Origin of the sequence: Xenorhabdus sp. SGI240 (assembly GCF_040081915.1) — a bacterium.
In the GTDB taxonomy this organism is placed as follows: domain Bacteria; phylum Pseudomonadota; class Gammaproteobacteria; order Enterobacterales; family Enterobacteriaceae; genus Xenorhabdus; species Xenorhabdus bakwenae.
In genome coordinates this window covers 30,982-49,184 of sequence record NZ_JBEBMB010000082.1, presented here as the reverse complement: position 1 = coordinate 49,184, position 18,203 = coordinate 30,982, and the positions used below count along the sequence as shown (strand labels likewise).

The 18,203-nt window shown below is 42.0% G+C and carries 16 protein-coding genes; 6 read left to right on the top strand and 10 right to left on the bottom strand.

The annotated features are described in order from the left end of the window. Nucleotides 1-58: 58 nt before the first annotated feature. The 3 genes from ABLA76_RS15405 to ABLA76_RS15395 all read left to right on the top strand — a co-directional run bounded on the left by ABLA76_RS15405 (nucleotide 59) and on the right by ABLA76_RS15395 (nucleotide 1,185). A complete protein-coding gene (locus ABLA76_RS15405; protein WP_348988591.1) occupies nucleotides 59-595 on the top strand; it encodes a phage N-6-adenine-methyltransferase in 537 nt (178 codons plus the stop codon). Continuing rightward, nucleotides 592-810, top strand: coding sequence for a hypothetical protein (locus tag ABLA76_RS15400; protein WP_285810400.1), 219 nt, complete (start codon nucleotides 592-594; stop codon nucleotides 808-810). Before ABLA76_RS15405 ends, ABLA76_RS15400 begins: the two co-directional genes overlap by 4 nt. A 186-nt stretch (nucleotides 811-996) precedes the next feature. Next, entirely contained in the window at nucleotides 997-1,185 is a 189-nt protein-coding gene (locus ABLA76_RS15395; protein WP_047769296.1) for an AlpA family phage regulatory protein, read from the top strand. Here the strand turns inward: ABLA76_RS15395 and ABLA76_RS15390 are convergent. Continuing rightward, complete coding sequence (locus ABLA76_RS15390) at nucleotides 1,166-2,344, bottom strand: site-specific integrase (protein ID WP_348988590.1); 1,179 nt, start codon at nucleotides 2,342-2,344, stop codon at nucleotides 1,166-1,168. The two genes, ABLA76_RS15395 and ABLA76_RS15390, sit on opposite strands and share 20 nt — an antisense overlap. Before the next feature lie 175 nt (nucleotides 2,345-2,519). Here ABLA76_RS15390 and sbcB point away from each other — a divergent pair, with 175 nt between their 5' ends. Then, on the top strand, nucleotides 2,520-3,950 hold the full coding sequence (sbcB, locus tag ABLA76_RS15385) for an exodeoxyribonuclease I (RefSeq protein ID WP_348988589.1): 1,431 nt from the start codon (nucleotides 2,520-2,522) through the stop codon (nucleotides 3,948-3,950). Between the two features lie 195 nt (nucleotides 3,951-4,145). Here sbcB and dld read toward each other — a convergent pair whose 3' ends face one another. The 9 genes from dld to yieE all read right to left on the bottom strand — a co-directional run bounded on the left by dld (nucleotide 4,146) and on the right by yieE (nucleotide 15,985). Continuing rightward, nucleotides 4,146-5,891, bottom strand: a complete 1,746-nt coding sequence (gene dld, locus ABLA76_RS15380; RefSeq protein WP_348988588.1) for a D-lactate dehydrogenase — start codon at nucleotides 5,889-5,891, stop codon at nucleotides 4,146-4,148. Nucleotides 5,892-6,078: 187 nt separating this feature from the next. Next, nucleotides 6,079-7,464, bottom strand: coding sequence for an APC family permease (locus ABLA76_RS15375; RefSeq protein ID WP_047769303.1), 1,386 nt, complete (start codon nucleotides 7,462-7,464; stop codon nucleotides 6,079-6,081). Next, entirely contained in the window at nucleotides 7,454-7,666 is a 213-nt protein-coding gene (locus ABLA76_RS15370; RefSeq protein ID WP_072059770.1) for a hypothetical protein, read from the bottom strand. The genes ABLA76_RS15375 and ABLA76_RS15370 overlap by 11 nt, the downstream gene beginning before the upstream one ends. A gap of 453 nt (nucleotides 7,667-8,119) precedes the next feature. Then, on the bottom strand, nucleotides 8,120-10,087 hold the full coding sequence (locus ABLA76_RS15365; protein WP_348988587.1) for a ligand-gated channel protein: 1,968 nt from the start codon (nucleotides 10,085-10,087) through the stop codon (nucleotides 8,120-8,122). 155 nt (nucleotides 10,088-10,242) lie between these two features. Beyond that, a complete protein-coding gene (locus ABLA76_RS15360) occupies nucleotides 10,243-11,031 on the bottom strand; it encodes an ABC transporter ATP-binding protein (protein WP_348988586.1) in 789 nt (262 codons plus the stop codon). Further along, nucleotides 11,028-12,113: an iron ABC transporter permease gene (locus tag ABLA76_RS15355; protein ID WP_348988585.1), complete on the bottom strand. Its 1,086-nt coding sequence runs from the start codon at nucleotides 12,111-12,113 to the stop codon at nucleotides 11,028-11,030. Before ABLA76_RS15355 ends, ABLA76_RS15360 begins: the two co-directional genes overlap by 4 nt. Nucleotides 12,114-12,132: 19 nt before the next feature. Further along, entirely contained in the window at nucleotides 12,133-13,266 is a 1,134-nt protein-coding gene (locus ABLA76_RS15350; RefSeq protein WP_348988584.1) for an ABC transporter substrate-binding protein, read from the bottom strand. A 229-nt stretch (nucleotides 13,267-13,495) separates the two neighbouring features. Beyond that, a complete protein-coding gene (locus ABLA76_RS15345) occupies nucleotides 13,496-14,983 on the bottom strand; it encodes an amino acid permease (protein ID WP_348988583.1) in 1,488 nt (495 codons plus the stop codon). Between the two features lie 138 nt (nucleotides 14,984-15,121). Then, nucleotides 15,122-15,985 carry a DNA-binding transcriptional regulator YeiE gene (gene yieE, locus ABLA76_RS15340; RefSeq protein WP_047769315.1) on the bottom strand — a complete coding sequence of 288 codons (864 nt, stop codon included), beginning with the start codon at nucleotides 15,983-15,985 and terminating at the stop codon, nucleotides 15,122-15,124. A 188-nt stretch (nucleotides 15,986-16,173) separates the two neighbouring features. On the opposite strand from yieE, the gene ABLA76_RS15335 reads away from it, so the two are divergent. Then, nucleotides 16,174-17,256: a YeiH family protein gene (locus ABLA76_RS15335; RefSeq protein ID WP_348988582.1), complete on the top strand. Its 1,083-nt coding sequence runs from the start codon at nucleotides 16,174-16,176 to the stop codon at nucleotides 17,254-17,256. Nucleotides 17,257-17,351: 95 nt separating this feature from the next. Next, on the top strand, nucleotides 17,352-18,194 hold the full coding sequence (gene nfo, locus ABLA76_RS15330) for a deoxyribonuclease IV (protein ID WP_348988581.1): 843 nt from the start codon (nucleotides 17,352-17,354) through the stop codon (nucleotides 18,192-18,194). The last annotated feature ends 9 nt before the right edge of the window (nucleotides 18,195-18,203 follow it).

The following is an 18,203-nucleotide window of genomic DNA, read 5'->3' as shown; positions in this document are numbered from 1 at the left end:
GCATTCTGTAGCAAAGAGTGCGGGGAGGATTATGAGCGGGACAGGAGGAAAATGAGGGATGAGTGACTACGGAGGCAGTAATACCTCAAAAGAACTGCGCGACCTCTGGCAAACTCCACTCCCGTTATTTCTGGCACTCGATTTAGAATTCGGATTTTATTTAGATGCCGCCGCCAACGCTCAAAATACCCTGTGTGCCCATTATCTCACGGAACGAGATAATGCACTGGAATGTGATTGGGTGAGTTACGACGCAATATGGGTAAATCCCCCCTATAGCAATATTCCAAAATGGGTGGAGAAAGCCGCTATCGAATGTCAGAAACAGTTACAACCAGTCGTGATGTTAGCTCCCTCTGATACATCTGTAGGCTGGTTTAAATTAGCAATGGAAACTGTCGATGAGGTCAGATTAATAACGGGTGGCAGGATTTCATTTGTTAACGCAGAAACACAAAAACCAGTAAATGGAAATAACAAAGGTAGTTTATTGCTAATTTGGCGACCATTCACTAACTCACGCAGAATAATAACAACCGTCGAGCGAGATTATTTAATCAATATCGGTAACGAACAATTAAGGAAAATAGCATGAAAGCTAATAAAGCAAGTTTCACAATGAGTCAGCATGAAGCTGACGTAGCGATAAGAACTATCAAGTATATAAATAGATTTGATGATTATGTCGAGGAATTACGCAAGGAAAATAAGTCTGACTCTGATTTTCTTAAGGCGCATATCATCAACGTTCTTGATGCTGAGGGAATATATTTAAAAAAGGAGGATGTCACAGTCAATATCCATGACTAGCGAATTCGAGAACGCAAGGAGGACGGTGGCGAGGGATCGCCTGAAAGAGCTTAGAAAACTACCCAAATACGACGATACCGCAGTGACCGCAGTCCTCGATAAGTACACACCCCAATTTAAACCACTCAACCACATGAAATTCAGCGCTAAATCAGTGCTGGCGTATTATTCGGAAGGAGATGAAAGATGGATAAAAAATTAATATCAAAAGACGAAGTGATGAAAAAGCTAGGCATTACTTCCCGACAAACACTATGGGATTACGAGAAGCGCAGGAAGTTCCCAAGGCCAGTAAAACTCCGCCCTAAAGCCTACCTACGCAAGGATTTTTATAAGTGGATAGAAGATGGCGGTGTCAGTCAGTTATCTTCCTAAGATGCCACATCAATTTGTCAAAATAAATACCATACGCCTCGCGCTGATCATCAATCCAATCGTGCTTGTTATAAACAGCCATTACCCCTCCAATCTCATGCCCCAGCATTTTTTCTATTACATGTGGGGCAACACCTTCCTCAGATAGGCGAGTCGCAAGCGACCTCCTGAAGTCATGTGCTCGCCATTTATCCATATCCAGACCATCCCTAATTCGTATTACATACCTGTTTGCTGCCGCTATAGAAATTGGTTCACGAATATCCTGCCCTGGGAAAAGAATATCTTTGTAGGTGATAAGAGCCTTATCAAGAAGTGGGCGAATGCCATCAAATATTGGCCTTCGTATTATTTTTTTAGTCTTACTGTGCTCGGAAGGAACTGTCCATATTTCATTTTCTAAGTCGAATTCTTGAATAGTGGCTAATCTAAGTTCTGACAACCGACATCCCCATAACATCACCATTTGGTGTAATAATTTATTAGATGTCGATGCTCGGCTTCTCTCTATGGCTAGCCAAATTTTAGCAAGCTCCTGATATGATAAAACCCGGTCGCCTATACTGGATCTTTCGCCAATATCTCTTGGGTTGATTTTCATTATTTGGCATGAGTCTATTAGTTGCCGCCTAATGCACCAGTTAATAGCTGATTTTAATTGAATAAATAATTTATGCGCTTTTTTAGGATTCTCTTTCTCGAACCCTGCAAATAAGTCAATCCACTCTCTGGACGTTATTTTCTCAATGTCTGTGTTAGGAAATTTTCCAGATGTGTTTTTTATCACCATAGCATCATAGAGTGCCTGAGTTTTTGGTCTCAATTGTACATATACATATGTATCCGCCCAGTATTTAATGCAATCATCCAACGTTGTTATCTTTCTCTCTGTAGAATCATTTAGTGTTCGAGGATCTACCCCTTGTTCAACGAGAATTTTTATTTCTACAGCTTTTGCCCTAGCGTCCCGCAATGAGATAGCCGGATATCGGCCTATACCAATTCTGTGTTGTTTGCCGCTAAATCTGTAACGGCACTGAAACGTGATCATCCCTTTGGGAGACACTCGGACGCTAAGTCCGTCGATATCTGTTATTTCAGGATTCCCCTGATATGGTTTACCATGTATAAAGCGTAATTTTGTGTCACTAATAGCCATATCGTTTTGTACTCACAGAAATATTAATTTGTACTCATTCTGTACTTAATATTGCATGGACGAAACTAGACAGTAAAGGACACAATCAAACATTTAAAGCAAAATACAGTTAAATTTAGTTTATAAAATCATTAAAATCATAAAGATAAACACCAATAACTTACGGAAAAAAACTTTGTCTACCGATAACAAACAACCATCATTCTACTTTCATGATTATGAAACTTTTGGTAAACATCCGGCCTTAGATCGCCCCGCACAATTTGCAGGAGTTCGCACTGACAGTGATTTCAATATCATTGAAGAACCTTTGGTGGTGTATTGTGCTCCCGCTGATGATTATCTTCCCGATCCTGAAGCTGTCATGATCACAGGAATTACTCCCCAGCTGGCATTGAAAAAAGGCGTCAACGAGGCCGAATTCACCCGACAAATCCATGAAGCATTCAGCAAACCCAATACGTGTATTCTTGGATATAACAACATTCGTTTTGATGACGAAGTCAGCCGTAATATTTTCTATCGTAACTTTTACGACCCTTATGCCTATAGCTGGCAAAAAGGCAACTCGCGCTGGGATTTGCTCGATTTATTACGCGCCTGCTATGCCTTGCGTCCAGAGGGCATTGTCTGGCCAGACAATGAAGATGGATTACCTAGCTTCAAATTGGAACACCTGACAAAAGCCAATGGGATTGAGCATACTCACGCTCATGATGCCATGTCCGATGTTTATGCCACTATCGCCATGGCAAAGCTGGTGAAAAAAGCGCAACCTAAACTGTTTGATTATTTTTTCCAGTTAAGAAATAAACAGAAAATCAGCAATCAAATCGATATCCCGCAAATGAAACCTCTGGTTCATGTATCGGGCATGTTTGGGGTTTTACGCAGCAATATTAGCCTTATCGCTCCTCTGGCGTGGCATCCGACTAACCGTAATGCGGTTATCATGTACGATTTGGCAGGTGATATCGCTCCGCTTCTGGAACTCAGCGCAGATGAATTACGCGAACGCTTGTATACTCGACGGGATGCGTTACTGCCAGATCAACGCCCTGTCCCCATTAAACTTGTGCACATTAATAAATGCCCAATCATAGCACCAGAAAATACCTTACGGCCAAAAGACGCAGAGCGAGTAGGATTAAACCGCAATCAATGTGAGCAAAATCTGGCTATCTTGCGCAATAATCCGCAAATCAGGGAGAAAGTCGTTGAACTGTTCTCCCATCCCGAAGTATTTCCAGAATCTGATAATGTCGATACCAAACTATATAGTGGTTTTTTCAGTGATGCCGATAAAACTGCCATGGAAATTATCAGAGAAACTGCGCCCCAGAACTTGCCTGCACTGGATTTAACGTTTCAGGATGTGCGCATTAAGCCGCTGCTATTCCGCTATCGTGCGAGAAACTATCCAGCAACATTGGACGATGACGAGCAACAACGTTGGCTGCGTCATCGTCAGAATACATTAACCCAGGAATACATCAGCCGATATCTTGCAACTATTGAAGAGCTTTTTATTGAATATCAGTCTGATGAAGAAAAATGCCGCCAGTTAAAAGCATTGGTTGATTATACAATCCAAATAGCCGAATAAGGCTTTGATGTAAATTCTATACCAAGCCAACTTCAAGATGCGTGTTATATTTCCCCGCTGCGCGGGGAAATATAAGGCTTCGCGTCGTCTTGCGGATTGCAACTTGAAGTTTATCGAGTATACATCCAATAGGAAAGAAAAAGACAAACACCGATGTTTTGTCTTTTTCTATTTTCATTCCGTCATAACAGTAAACTAATCATGTTGGTGTCGGACAACTGAGCAACCACACTCTCCGCCCCAATTTTTCAGCTTGGAGGTTTTCCCAATTCCCGGATTTAGGGTATTCGTTGGATCAATCGCTTGATAAAAATGCTTAAGCTGTGGTTTAGCTTTATACAAGTGACCAACGTTATGTTCGGCCGGGTATTCAGCGCCGCGCTGATGCAAAATTTCCAGCATTTTTGTTTTCAATGCATGGATATCTGCGCCCTTTCTAACAATATAGTCCTGGTGGAATACATAGCACATAAAGTGCCCGTAATATAGCCGATGGACTAATGCCTTACTGATTTCGGCTGGCAAAATTTCAAACCATTCACGATCATTGCGCCGTAAGGCTATATCCAATGCTAAAATATCTTCCACTTCATCGCTGTGAACAGCCTGGTAACGAATAGCGGCTCCTGCGGCTGCAAAACGGTGTAAGAATGCCTTCGCCCCTTCTTCTGGAGTACAAGCAAAATACGCCCCATCAGCCTGCTTAAAGTAATTTTCCAGCCATTCATTCGCCTCTTTTATACCTTCACCTGACATTTTCAGCATTAAGTGATGTTCAAAACGATTTCGGTATTCTTTCAGGCGAGTGGGTAAATGGGCGGGTAATAAACGACTCAATCCCTGCATAACACGATCAGTTAAATGTGCGGGTAAAAATGGCACTTTACCTGAAAGTGCGTCCATTCGTCCTTTCAAATCAAAAAACATTGGCATTTTATCTGTGCCTAGTTTATCAATCATAACAAAGGTGTCTTTCCCATATATTTCTGCGATATCAAATACATCCCGATGCATGTACTCACCAGCAACGGGTAAATGCTGAAAATTAGATAGAATATGACGCCGCAATTCTGTCAGTACTTCGGGTTGATTAGTGCCGATATAAAAAACCTGTGAAGATGGCTCTGCCGGAAAAGTATCAAGTCGAACAGCAAAAACAACCAATTTACCCGCACAACCAGAGGCTTCAAACAACCGGCGCTCATCAGCATTAAACCGTGATGGTGTATCTGCATCAACATCCCGAACACGCTGTGAGTATTCATGATCAGAAGCGGCCCTGTCGCTATGCTGAATATCTTCGGTTCGATAACGTTGCTCTTCCAGGCAAGTCAAGATATCTTCAGGTTGATCACCCAACGATATTCCCAAATGGTTAATCAGTTCAGCTTCTCCCTTCTCATTAACGCGGCCATATAGAGCCATTTCAGTATAAGCCGGCCCACGCCGAACCAGAGATCCCCCTGAGTTATTGCAAATTCCCCCAATAACGGATGCACCAATACAGGACGAACCAATAACTGAGTGTGGCTCGCGTCCCAATGGTTTCAATACTTTTTCTAAATGCCACAATGTACTACCAGGGAATGCAAGAACTTGATTTGTTGATTGAAGAATCTGAATTTTATCCATTCGTAAGGTACTAATAATGACGATATCGCGGTCATAATCATTACCGCTTGGTGTCGAGCCTTCCGTTAATCCGGTATTGGCTGCCTGCATCAAAATAATTTTGTCAGCTTCAATACAGGCTTTGAATACTCTCCATTGCTCCAATAATGACCCCGGAAATACAACTGCAAGGGCATCCCCTTGTCCAGAACGAAAGCCTCTACGATAACGTTCCGTTTTTCGAGGTTCAGTGAGAATATGAGAAGATCCAACAATATTCGTGAGAGTGGCCATTAATTGCTGATTTGGAGGATTTTTGGCATCATTCATAATAGTTCTCTTACCTTACTTGAGCCAGACAGACAGGCTTTTAATGAAAACAGGCATGGAAATTTTCTTATTATATGATGCTTTTTGGTAAGATTTGTCTGTTTTACGCTCTATTTTGTCATTTCAATAAAAAAAACAGCACCTGACGATGCTGTTTTTTAGAATAAAATACTGCAATGTTTTCTGATTATGATTCAGTAAACTGCGGCATTGGCTGACGGAAGCGACGAGTCAGGAAAAACATATAAATAAGACCAATGCCTCCCCATATCAAGCCTAACTCCATCGAATTTGATTCTAAATTCATCCATAAAACACCCACAGTCGCAGCACCAAGAAGTGGCAATATCAAGAAATTCAAGGTTTCTTTCAAGGTATTATTACGACGTTCACGAATATAGAATTGAGAAATTACCGATAAATTAACAAACGTAAAGGCAACCAGCGCACCAAAATTGATCAGTGCCGTCGCCGTCACCAAATCCAACCAACATGCTGATAAGGCGATAATACCAACCAATATCACGTTAATAGCTGGAGTACGCCATTTAGGGTGAACATAAGCAAAGACTTTTTCAGGCAATACGCCGTCACGTCCCATAACATAGAGCAAACGAGATACACCCGCATGTGCAGCCATACCCGAAGCCATTACCGTGACAGTGGAGAATATAAGAATCACATACTGGAATAACGCACCAGCAACATAAAGCATAATTTCTGGTTGGGAGGCGTTCGGGTTTTTGAACCGAGAAATATCCGGGAAATAGAGCTGTAAGAAATACGAGACCGTGATAAAGATCATGCCACCAATTAACGCAGTCAGGAAAATCGCTTTGGGGACAACCTTACCTGCATTTGGTGTTTCTTCAGACAAAGAGCTAATACCATCAAACCCAAGAAATGAGAAGCAAAGTATCGTTGCACCAGTGATCATCGGAATTAATTGCGCTTCTTCTGATGTAAATGGCTGAATACTCAGTAACGTTCCTGCACCTTCTCCATTATAAACACCACGAACCATTAGCCCAACAAGTATTACCATAACAACAATCTGGACAATCACGACGATGCTATTAATATTAGCAACGACATTGATGCCACTCAGATTGATAATTGTCATAATTGCAGTCAATACGACCACAAAGATCCACGGTTCAATACCGGGGAACAGCGTTTGCAGATAAATCTTTGCCAATAACACGTTGATCATCGGCATCAACATATAATCCAGCAAAGAAGACCAACCGACCATAAATCCGAGGTGAGGGTTCATTGATTTTTGTACGTAAGTATAAGCAGAACCCGCCGATGGAAAACGCTTGATTAATTTTCCATAACTTAACGCTGTAAATAAAATCGCGATCAATGCAATAGCATAAGATGTTGCAACATGCCCGCTGGTCAGGCCAGAAACAATACCAAATGTATCAAAAATAGTCATTGGCTGCATATAAGCAAGCCCCATCATGACTACTTGAAACAGAGTCAATGTTCTTCTCAGTTGAACACGGTTATCAGCACTGGCTTGGTTAATACCAAGTGCAGTTGGAGTGGTGGTATTATGCGACATGAGCGAAATCCCCCATAACTTCGATCTGAGTACTGATACAACTACTTAATCGATAGTTACTGGGTTGACTTCGCATCTGTCTATAAACAGAAAAGAAAGAAGAATTGGAGGACGGTGAATTGACAGAGGAACATGCCCCGTAGTCATCGTTGCAGCAACGAGCGCCAATTGGCACAAGTGCAAAAGAGAATAGTTGCTCCATATTTGCATTCCTCAGTACAGCAACCTCTGTTTAATTTTGGTTGCTTATGGTCAATATCGATCCGGAACTGTATCCGGCCGCTTGGTGTTGTAAAAAATAACTCAAAGCAAAAAAAATAACTGGTGCATATTTACACACCAGTTATTTTTAGTGCACGCATTTTGCACTTCAAGTCCAGAAATAGCAAGGGCGATAACACTAAAAATTTATTATTTTTTACGACACTACGGAGCCTTATGGCGCTGGCTCCTACTGAGTTAGTGCTGAAACCTGATACCATCATATCCGTTGATTGGACTTTGGTTAGTTTTTAGCACAGAGAGAAACTGTTTACCATTTAATGGTGATTTTTTGCCAGTAAAAAAATCATCCCATCATGATGACGGGATGATTCTATAGGATGTCCAGAGGTTAAGTATAATGATTAATATTAATTATAAAGAGAAATATTAATTAAAAATCGTAATTAATGCCGATATTGTAACGGCGACCATCCAGGACTGCATCATGGGTTTCCTCAGCGACTCGTTTGTCAAAAACATTATAAACTCCACCTGACAAGCGTAGATTTTTAGCTAAATTATAAGTTACCCCTAAATCGACAAAAGTATAAGAAGGCGTTCCATCTCTCATACTAGAGCGGTACTGATAATTCTTTGTTTTACCGCGGAAATTAATACGCGTCCATGTCTCTAATTCAGATAACGGCTGCCAGTTCAAAGTTGCATTTGCCATGTGCGTTGGCATTTTGTTTAATGGCTGACCTTTAAAATCACCGCTTTTTTGCTCAGAATCGGTATAAGTATAGTTTGCTGCAAACGACAAACTTTCAATAATATTCCAATTTATGGTGGTTTCGATACCTCTAATATCAGCTTTATCAACATTTATACGTTTGTTAATAAAATCATAATGGTCACTACCGAGATTACAGTCCTTATCACAGTCTCTGATTTCAGTAATTTTATCTTTAAAAGCAGTATTAAAAACAGTTACACCAATATTAAAGTTATCCTGGTTATTCCAGATAATACTAATCTCTTCACTTACACTTTTCTCTGGCTTGAGATCTGAATTCCCTAAGATCATTCCATTGAGAAGCCGCCCACCTGTTACTTGGCCCCAATTAGGGGTAACTTGCCTTATATCAGGAGAACGATAACCGGTAGAAATGCCACCCTTAATAATCCATTGTTCATCAGCGTGCCATACTCCATATAGACGAGGTGTCCAATGTGTTCCAAAATTTTGATCTTTATCTAACCGCACTCCGCCAGTAAGAGCAAAATCATTAACCATTTGCCATTCGTCTTCTAAGACTAATGCCCAACTCCAACGGGTTAACTTATTAACATCTTTAGCCGAAGGTAACTTATTGCTGTTGTCTCGCAAATCTTCATAACGGTATTGTCCACCAACACTTACTGTGTGGTCGTCAAATACAAATGTCGTATGGTTATTAAATACCGTATCATTGTTTGTCATTGCACGTTCAGGGTTACGAGATTCATCTCTTTGAATATAAGACGTCATCGTACCAAAATCATAAACACCATGATGGGTAATAGCATAATTATTACGTTTATAACGACTTAAATCATCTTCACAAGATTTTGGCTGGCAATCACGTGTCCTACCAATAGTTGAATCGCGATCTTGCTCATAGCGGGCTGCTTCAAAAGTAAAAGCATTTTTCTCATCTGGAGTTAAAGAGAACGCTACTGCACCATTGCGCATTTCCTGCTCTCTAAATCCCCCTAAGAATTTATCTTCATTGCGATGAGAATATAAGCCATTCACTCTTAATCCCAATAACCCATCAATTATTGGCCCTGCGGCATAAATACTACTCTGATAGCTGTTACCAGAATTTTTACTCTCAGTCAGGGTAGAGTCTGCTTTCAGAGTTAAATGCCATTCTTTCTGAGCCTTACGAGTAATAACATTGATCACTCCGCCCATAGCATCAGAACCATATAGAGAAGACATTGGTCCCCGCACTACTTCAATACGCTCGATAGCGGCTAATGGTGGTAACCATCCTTGTTCGATTCCCGAACCATCACTATTTGGACGAGTACTACGTGTATCAACACGTCTACCATCAACTAAGATCATGGTATATTTAGAAGCCATACCACGAATGCTGATATCACTGCTACTACCACCGCCAGTAACAACCACTCCCGGCACATCTTTCAATGCATCTGTCACATCACGGTAGGCTTTTGTTTCCAATTGTTCTCGACTAACAACCGAAATAGACGCAGGTGCATCTTCAATTTTTTGTTGGAAACCTGACGCAGTAGTGACGACAATTTTATCTTCTCCATTATTAGTAGCATTAGCAGCAAAAACAGCGCTGGATGAGATAGCAGCAATAATACCTAATACAACTTTTTTCTTTGCAAAGACTGTCATTCCCAATTCTCCAAAAGGTAGAATAGAACTATTTGAATCGATACAGGTAACCGACACATGCCCGCAATACAGGAATAATTTAATTATTCCTGTCAGTGTTATATTTATTAAATTACGCTTTAGCTTTACTAAAGCGACTTATGGCTTTTATTATTCTAACTGGCTAACTCTGTCACTAAACCATCAATTAATACTTGCGGTATTCCCTGAGAACAACGTTCAATCCGGCCTTTAATACCGTAAACCTCTGCCAGACTACTTGGTGTAATAACCTGCTCAGGCATACCTTCGGAAACTAATTTACCTTTTTTTAGCATTAATACATGATGACCATGACGCAATGCAATATTAATATCGTGAACAACAACAATCGTAATAATATTACGACGGTGTGTTTCACGTGCGACTAAATCCATTACATGGTATTGGTAATTTAAATCCAGCGCACTTAATGGTTCATCTAATAATAATAATGTCGGACGGCGGATCAATGATTGCGCCAATCCAACTAACTGTTTTTGACCACCAGATAGTTGATCCAAATAGTTGAGCGCCAAATGCTCAATACCAAGTTGGCGCAACAGTTCCATGACGTCCTGCTCACATTGGTGACTGCTCACGCCACCTGATGCTCGTTGGGCAACAATTACCGATTCCAATACATGAAGATGCACACCTGCCGGTAATGACTGGGGCAAATAAACGACATTTTTGGCACGTTGGGCAAAATTCATCTTCATCAGATCCTGCCCATCCAACAGCAGTTCACCACTGGCTTTATTCAATCCCGCCAACGAACGCAAGAGGGTGGATTTACCACAACCATTCGGTCCCAACAATACCGTGATTTGACCACGCGGTAATGCATTGATATCCAGATTTTCAATCACGGAATGTTTCGGATATCCTGCCGTCAGATAATTGATTTTTAATCCCTGACTCATACATTCCCCTTGTGGCGTAAAACTATGCTCAGGAAGAAAGGCACACCAACCAACGATGTCACGATCCCAACCGGAATGATCACGCCCGGAATCAGGTTTTTAGAAGCAATGGACGCCATGGATAAAACTAATGCACCAATCAACGCACTCGCAGGCAAGAAGAAACGGTGATCTTCACCAAATACCATTCTGGCGATATGAGGAGCCACCAATCCAATAAAGGCGATAGGGCCGACAAAGGCAACCGCTAATGCGGTCAGGATACAGATACGCAACAATGTTCCCAAACGCAGGCGGCCAATATTGATGCCAAAACTGATCGCGCGGTCTTCTCCCAGACGCAATGCGGTCAATTTCCAGGAATTACTCAATGAGATAGGGGTAATGACAGAGAAAACTAACATCATAATGCCCAATTTTTCCCATGTCGCCCTGCCAAGGCTACCCATTGTCCAGAAAACCAGCCCCTGTAAGGTATCTTCCGTAGCGATAAATTGCATCATCGAAACTAACGCCTCGAAGGTAAATACCATCGCAATCCCGAACAATACAACACCTGTGGTTGCAACTCTCGTCCAACGGGTAATGCCATCAAGCATTAAAGCAGCCAATAATGCAAAGAGAAAAGCATTTGCAGAAATAAACCATTGCGCCGGTATTCCCGGAATACCAATGTCAAGCACAATGGCTAATGCCGCACCAAAAGAAGCCGCTTCGGAAACCCCTAACGTAGAGGGGCTGGCGAGTGGGTTATTCAAGACTGTCTGCATTTCAGCACCGGCCAACCCAAGTGATAGGCCGATCACTACCGCCATCAAGGCATAGGGCAATCGAATATCCCAAACAATCACCCGTGTTGCTACGTTAACACTGTCTGGTGAAAACAGGGTTTGCCAGAGGGTTTGCAGCGATAACCCTGATGGTCCTATTGTAAAATCCAGTACAACAGAAATGCCAATCGCCAAGATGATGAATAATATCCATGCAATACGTCGGCGCAGGATATGACGATAATGTGCTTTTATATCGCACTCACTCAATTGTTTTTTCACCATTGGCATAGGCTCGGTAGTAATGCTCATTTTTATTACCTGTTACTGCTTATTTCTCGCTGACCCAATATGTGCCTACCGGCTCAATAGCCAAGAATTTATTGTGAAGTTCTTTCAATGTTTGTTGCGGATCTAAATCAGCGAATTTCTCAGGATAGAACCATTTAGCAAAAACTTGGGCAACAACAACATTATAAGGAGAGTTATAGTAGTGATGCCAAATAGCATAGCTACGCCCTTCCTTAACGGCAGTTAAGTTATTGATACCTTTACGTTCGGTGATTTCTTTTAAGCCAGTACGGGCAGTATCGGCAGAAGTTTGAGCGCCCATTTTGATCCCGCTACCTTTGTCACCCGGATCTTGTGCGCCGCTTGCGATGTAAATAGAAGGATCTTCAGCAATGACTTTTTCCAGATTCACGGTGCCCAATGGAGCAGGCAGTATTTCTTTGGCGATGTTTTTGCCACCTGCCAAATCAATGAAGTTCCCCATATTGCCGTTACCTGCCGTACCACAGCAATCTTCGCTAGAACCTGCTCTTAGTTCAATAAATACGGAAGGCTTCTCAGCATCGGGTATACGATCTGTAATATCAGTAACCAATTTTAGATTTTTTTCATAAAAATCAGCGTAAGCATTAGCCTGATCTTCACGATGCAAGACTTTGCCCAGCATACGGATGCTAGGTAATGTATTTTTCAGGGGATCATTGCGGAAATCGACAAAAACAACAGGAACGCCTGCTTTCTCCAACTGCTTCACTAATTCACTGTTTTTTCCTGGCCCATGTCCAGACAGACCAAAAATGGCAACGTCGGGGTTAAGCGTCAGCACTTTCTCGGCGCTAACACTGTCAGCACTCGTGTTACCAATCAGGGGGATATTATCGATTTCAGGAAATTTAGCTTTATAAATAGCGTAAGTTTGTGGGTCCAGTTTACGGAAATCACCTTGCCAACCAGCGATACGAGCCAGAGGTTTATCCCCTTCCAAGATGGCAACAGAATGGAATAGACGGCCTTCACCCAACAAGATACGATTGACTTTCCCGGGCACCTCAACAGTACGTCCAGCAACATCAGTGACTGTTTCAGCCCAAGATGCAAAACTTGCCATCATGGCAGAACCCGCCATTAGACTGATACTCATACTTTTCACGACTGCTCGAAATACAAACTTCACTTTAGTTAGCCTCTTCATGCAACAATTGTGCTGCTAACAATAAAGCAAATAAGAATACTTATCAATGCGATCGGAGTGGTATATCCGAAATTTACCGTTGATATTTCTTCCCTAACCCTATGAAAAATAAAAACTGCCAATTTCATCACAGAACCGGCAGTTTTTTGTAAAAACAAATCAATAACAATTTAACCAATGAGCATCAGTTTATTGATAATCTGTTAACAAATCACTCTTTATCGGTATATTTGAAGGCGGGAAATGCCATCTCACTGTATTTCACAAAACGCGTTTTCTTTTTCAGCTTGTAACCCAACCAAATAAGCAGGAATAACGGGATGCCAATGTAAGTCGCCGTCACGCCATACCAGTCAACCTTATCTTGCAAAAACGCCTGATAATTTTGGCCCAAAGTGATAACCAAACATAAAATAAAGGCAAAAATCGGCCCAATAGGGAAGAAACCTGAGCGATATGGCAGAGCATTGAGATCCAAACCTTGGGCGACATAACCTTTACGAAAGCGGTAATGGCTGATTGCAATTCCAAGCCATGCGATAAATCCAGTCATACCTGATGTATTCAATAACCACAAATAGACGGTTTGGTTACCAAACATGGAGCTAAAAAAACACAGCCCTGCAACCACGGTTGTCGCATAAAGCGCATTACGCGGAACACCACCTTTAGACAGATGACTAAAAATTTTCGGTGCCTTACCCTCTTTTGCCAGAGTGAATAGCATACGGGTAGATGCGTACATCCCTGAGTTTCCCGCTGACAGAACAGCAGTTAATATCACCGTATTCATTATTGCAGCCGCTGATAATAAGCCAGCATTTTCAAATACCAGCGTAAATGGACTAACACTGATATCTTTCACGCCATTGCGTAACAAATTCGGATCAGTATAAGGAATGATTAGGCTGATGATTAAAATCGCAAACACATAGAATAATAAGATACGCCAGAATACTTTGCGCACCGCACGAGGGATATTTTTCGCTGGATCTTTCGACTCCCCCGCAGTAATGCCTATCAGCTCTGTCCCCTGAAAAGAAAAACCGACAATCATTGCCACCCCTATCATGGCTGCAAAACCACCTGCAAAAGGAGCGTCACCCACGGCCCAATTATGCCAACCTGCACTTTCAGCGCCTTGCATGATGCCAGCAATCATTAAAATACCAACGGCAATGAACACAATAACTGTGGAAACTTTGATCAAGGAAAACCAATATTCTGCCTCACCAAATCCTTTGACGGAAATGACGTTCAACAGGAAAATCAAGCCAAGGAACAACGCACTCCATACCCAACCAGGAACATCATTAAACCAATATCCCATTACCAGTTGCGCAGCGACAAGGTCAACGGCAATCGTCACCGCCCAGTTGTACCAGTAGTTCCATCCCAATGCGAAGCCAAAACCCTCATCAACATATTTGGAACCATAAGTTGAAAACGATCCTGAAACTGGCATATACGCTGCCAATTCGCCTAAGCTGGTCATCAAGAAATAGACCATCAGGCCAATTAATGCATAGGAAAGTAAAGCTCCACCAGGGCCAGCCTGAGAAATTGTTGTGCCAGAAGCAACAAATAATCCCGTGCCAATTGATCCACCTATGGCAATCATTGCCATATGTCGTGCTTTTAATTCACGGCGCAGGGTTGTTGGAGCCTGATCCCGTGGCATACTTTCTTCGCGAGACATTCTATTCCTATATCATTTAAAATAAATTTAATGCGGAATTGTAACAAATCCTCGTCGCCAGAATAGCAACGATTCGTGGTTATAAGATACCTTCATAATCCATCGCCAATTATTAGCTATACGATTATATTCTCAATATTAGTGACAATAACTCAGTAACTTCCGTAACGCATTGGAGATATGCTTTTGACGATGGTAAATCAGGTACAAGGTGCGATTGAGGCTAAGTCCAGGAATAACAAGTTCAGATAATGTGCCATTTTTTAATTGTTCGTGGACAACTCGTCGTGAAAGGCAACTGATTCCCATTCCATATTGAACAGCATGTTTGATGGCTTCCGAATTACCCAACTCCATCGCAATATTGAATCTCGGCATTTGTGAGAACAAAAGATGATCCAAGATTTCTCTTGTTCCTGAGCCTTTTTCTCTCAATATCCAGGGCGCTTTGATCAAATCTTCCACGTTCAGCTCACATTGCAACAGTGGGCTTTCCGGAGAGGAAAAAACGATCAACTCATCTTTCATCCAGGGTTGTGTGATCAACTCAGGATCGTGACACAATCCTTCAATCAATCCCAAATCAACACGAAATCCAGCAACTGCCTTGATGACATCTCCAGTATTACTGATATTCAATTCCAATGGTGTCTCAGGGTAATCCTGACGGTATCTGGCCAGCATTTCAGGCAACATATAATTGCCAATCGTGCTGCTGGCCGCTAACCGCAATGCGCCCAGTTCAAGTTTGAAAAGCTGTTCCACTTCACCAGCCTGTTCAAGTAATGCCAATGCCTTAGGATAGAGCAAACGCCCATGTTCATTGGTGACCAAACGTTTTCCGACTCTATCAAACAGTTGTACTCCCAACTGTCCTTCAAGATCTGTCAGTGAAGCACTCACCGCAGATTGTGATAACGCTAATTGCTGAGAAGCCTGTGTCGTTGAACCACTTTTCAGAACTTCTGCAAAAATTTCCAGTTGTCTCAGAGTGATACGCATATGGCCTCGCGGGGAGCAAATAAAAGGGAAAGATAGTCTTGATTCTAGACAGTATTACGCAACTTAACAAAAGCCACCCATAATTAACTTATTTTAATGATAATATTTACAAATATTATCAATTTTATTGATTTTAAAATCTTCTATATGCTTATTCCTGAAATACATAAGCTAATAGAGTCTCCATTATGTCTGAAAATCAACCAGGGAAACTGACCAAAGCCCACCCCAATACCACATTAAAATTAATTCCCGGTCTTATATTGGTCGCAGTCCTGACAGCACTCGCTATCTATATCGGGACTATTCCCTGGTTTATAAATATGGGATTAGGTGTTCTGACGCTTGCCATCTTATTGGGGATGGTTATCGGCAATACACTGTACCCTCCCTTAAAATCCACCTGTGATAGCGGTATCCATTTCTCTAAACACTATCTACTACGCGCTGGCATCATCCTTTATGGATTCCGTCTGACTTTCCAGCAAATCACAGATGTTGGTGCAACCGGGATATTAATTGATGTCATCATGCTGTCTTCAACATTTTTTATGGCGCTATGGATTGGGCGTGCTTTTTTTCGACTGGATAGCCAAACCGTGATCCTAATCGGCGCAGGAAGTAGTATTTGTGGAGCCGCTGCGGTTATGGCAACAGAACCTGTGGTTAAAGCTCCTGCCAGCAAAGTTGCTGTCGCCGTCTCTACAGTCGTCATTTTTGGCACACTGGCAATCTTTATTTATCCGTGGATTTATCAACTCAATGCCCACTACCAGTGGTTTAATTTTACTCAGGAAACATTTGGTATTTTTTCGGGTTCAACTGTTCATGAAGTAGCCCAGGTGGTTGCGATTGGGCATGCGTTAGGAAGCGAGGCCGAAAATGCAGCGGTTATCAGTAAAATGATCCGCGTTATGCTATTGGCCCCTTTTCTATTACTGCTTTCCAGCTACCTCAGCCGCGTGGAAATTAAAAATTGTAATGGCCATTCCCAAAAATCCCCGATCACTATTCCGTGGTTTGCTGTATTCTTTATTGCTACTGCGGGTTTCAACTCTTTTCACCTATTACCTAAATCCCTTGTTAATCATATCGTTGTCGCTGATACCATCATGCTGGCAATGGCGATGATTGCGTTAGGGTTAACCACCCATATCAGTGCTATTCGCCAGGCTGGGGTTAAACCCATTCTGCTGGCACTTATTTTGTTTGTCTGGCTAGTCGCGGGAGGATTAATCGTCAATCAAGGCATCCATCATTTATTGCGCTAATTCAGCATGAAGGAATATTAAATTGACTTTTGCTGCCAAAATTTTATCAATCAAGTGAACAATGCCATAATGACGAAAACACAGGAGAAAATAAGATGAAATTTATTGGAGCCCATGTGAGTGCTGCGGGCGGTGTTGATCAGGCCGTGATCCGTGCCCATGAATTAAATGCAACGGCATTTGCCTTGTTCACGAAAAACCAGCGCCAATGGTATGCCCCGCCGTTATCGACAGAAGTTATTGATCAGTTCAAAGCGAACTGTGAACGTTACGGTTATGATAGCCGACAAATTCTCCCTCATGACAGCTACCTAATTAATCTTGGACATCCTGAAACAGACGGTCTGGAAAAATCCCGGGCAGCGTTCCTTGATGAAATGCAGCGCTGTGAACAGTTAGGTATCGACCTGCTGAATTTCCATCCGGGCAGCCATCTCAATAAAATTGACACCGATAAGTGCCTCGCCCGTATTGCGGAATCCATTAATATGACTTTGGATAAAACACAAGGTGTCACTGCCGTTATCGAAAATACCGCCGGACAAGGCACCAACCTTGGTTTTAAATTCGAACAGCTGGCGGCAATTATCGATGATGTCGAAGACAAAACCCGAGTTGGAGTCTGTATTGACACCTGCCACGCTTTTGCAGCTGGTTACGATTTGCGCACTGAAAAAGATTGCGATGCGACTTTCAAAGCATTCGATGAAATCGTTGGATTCAAATATCTTAAGGCCATGCATCTAAACGATGCCAAAAGTGAATTTTCCAGCCGTGTTGACCGACATCACAGCCTTGGTGAAGGCAATATCGGTAAAACACCTTTTAGCTATATCATGAAAGATGACCGTTTCAATGGTATTCCTCTGGTTCTTGAAACGATCAATCCGGACATCTGGGTTGAAGAAATTGCCTGGCTAAAATCCCAGCAAAGTTAATTACCTGAC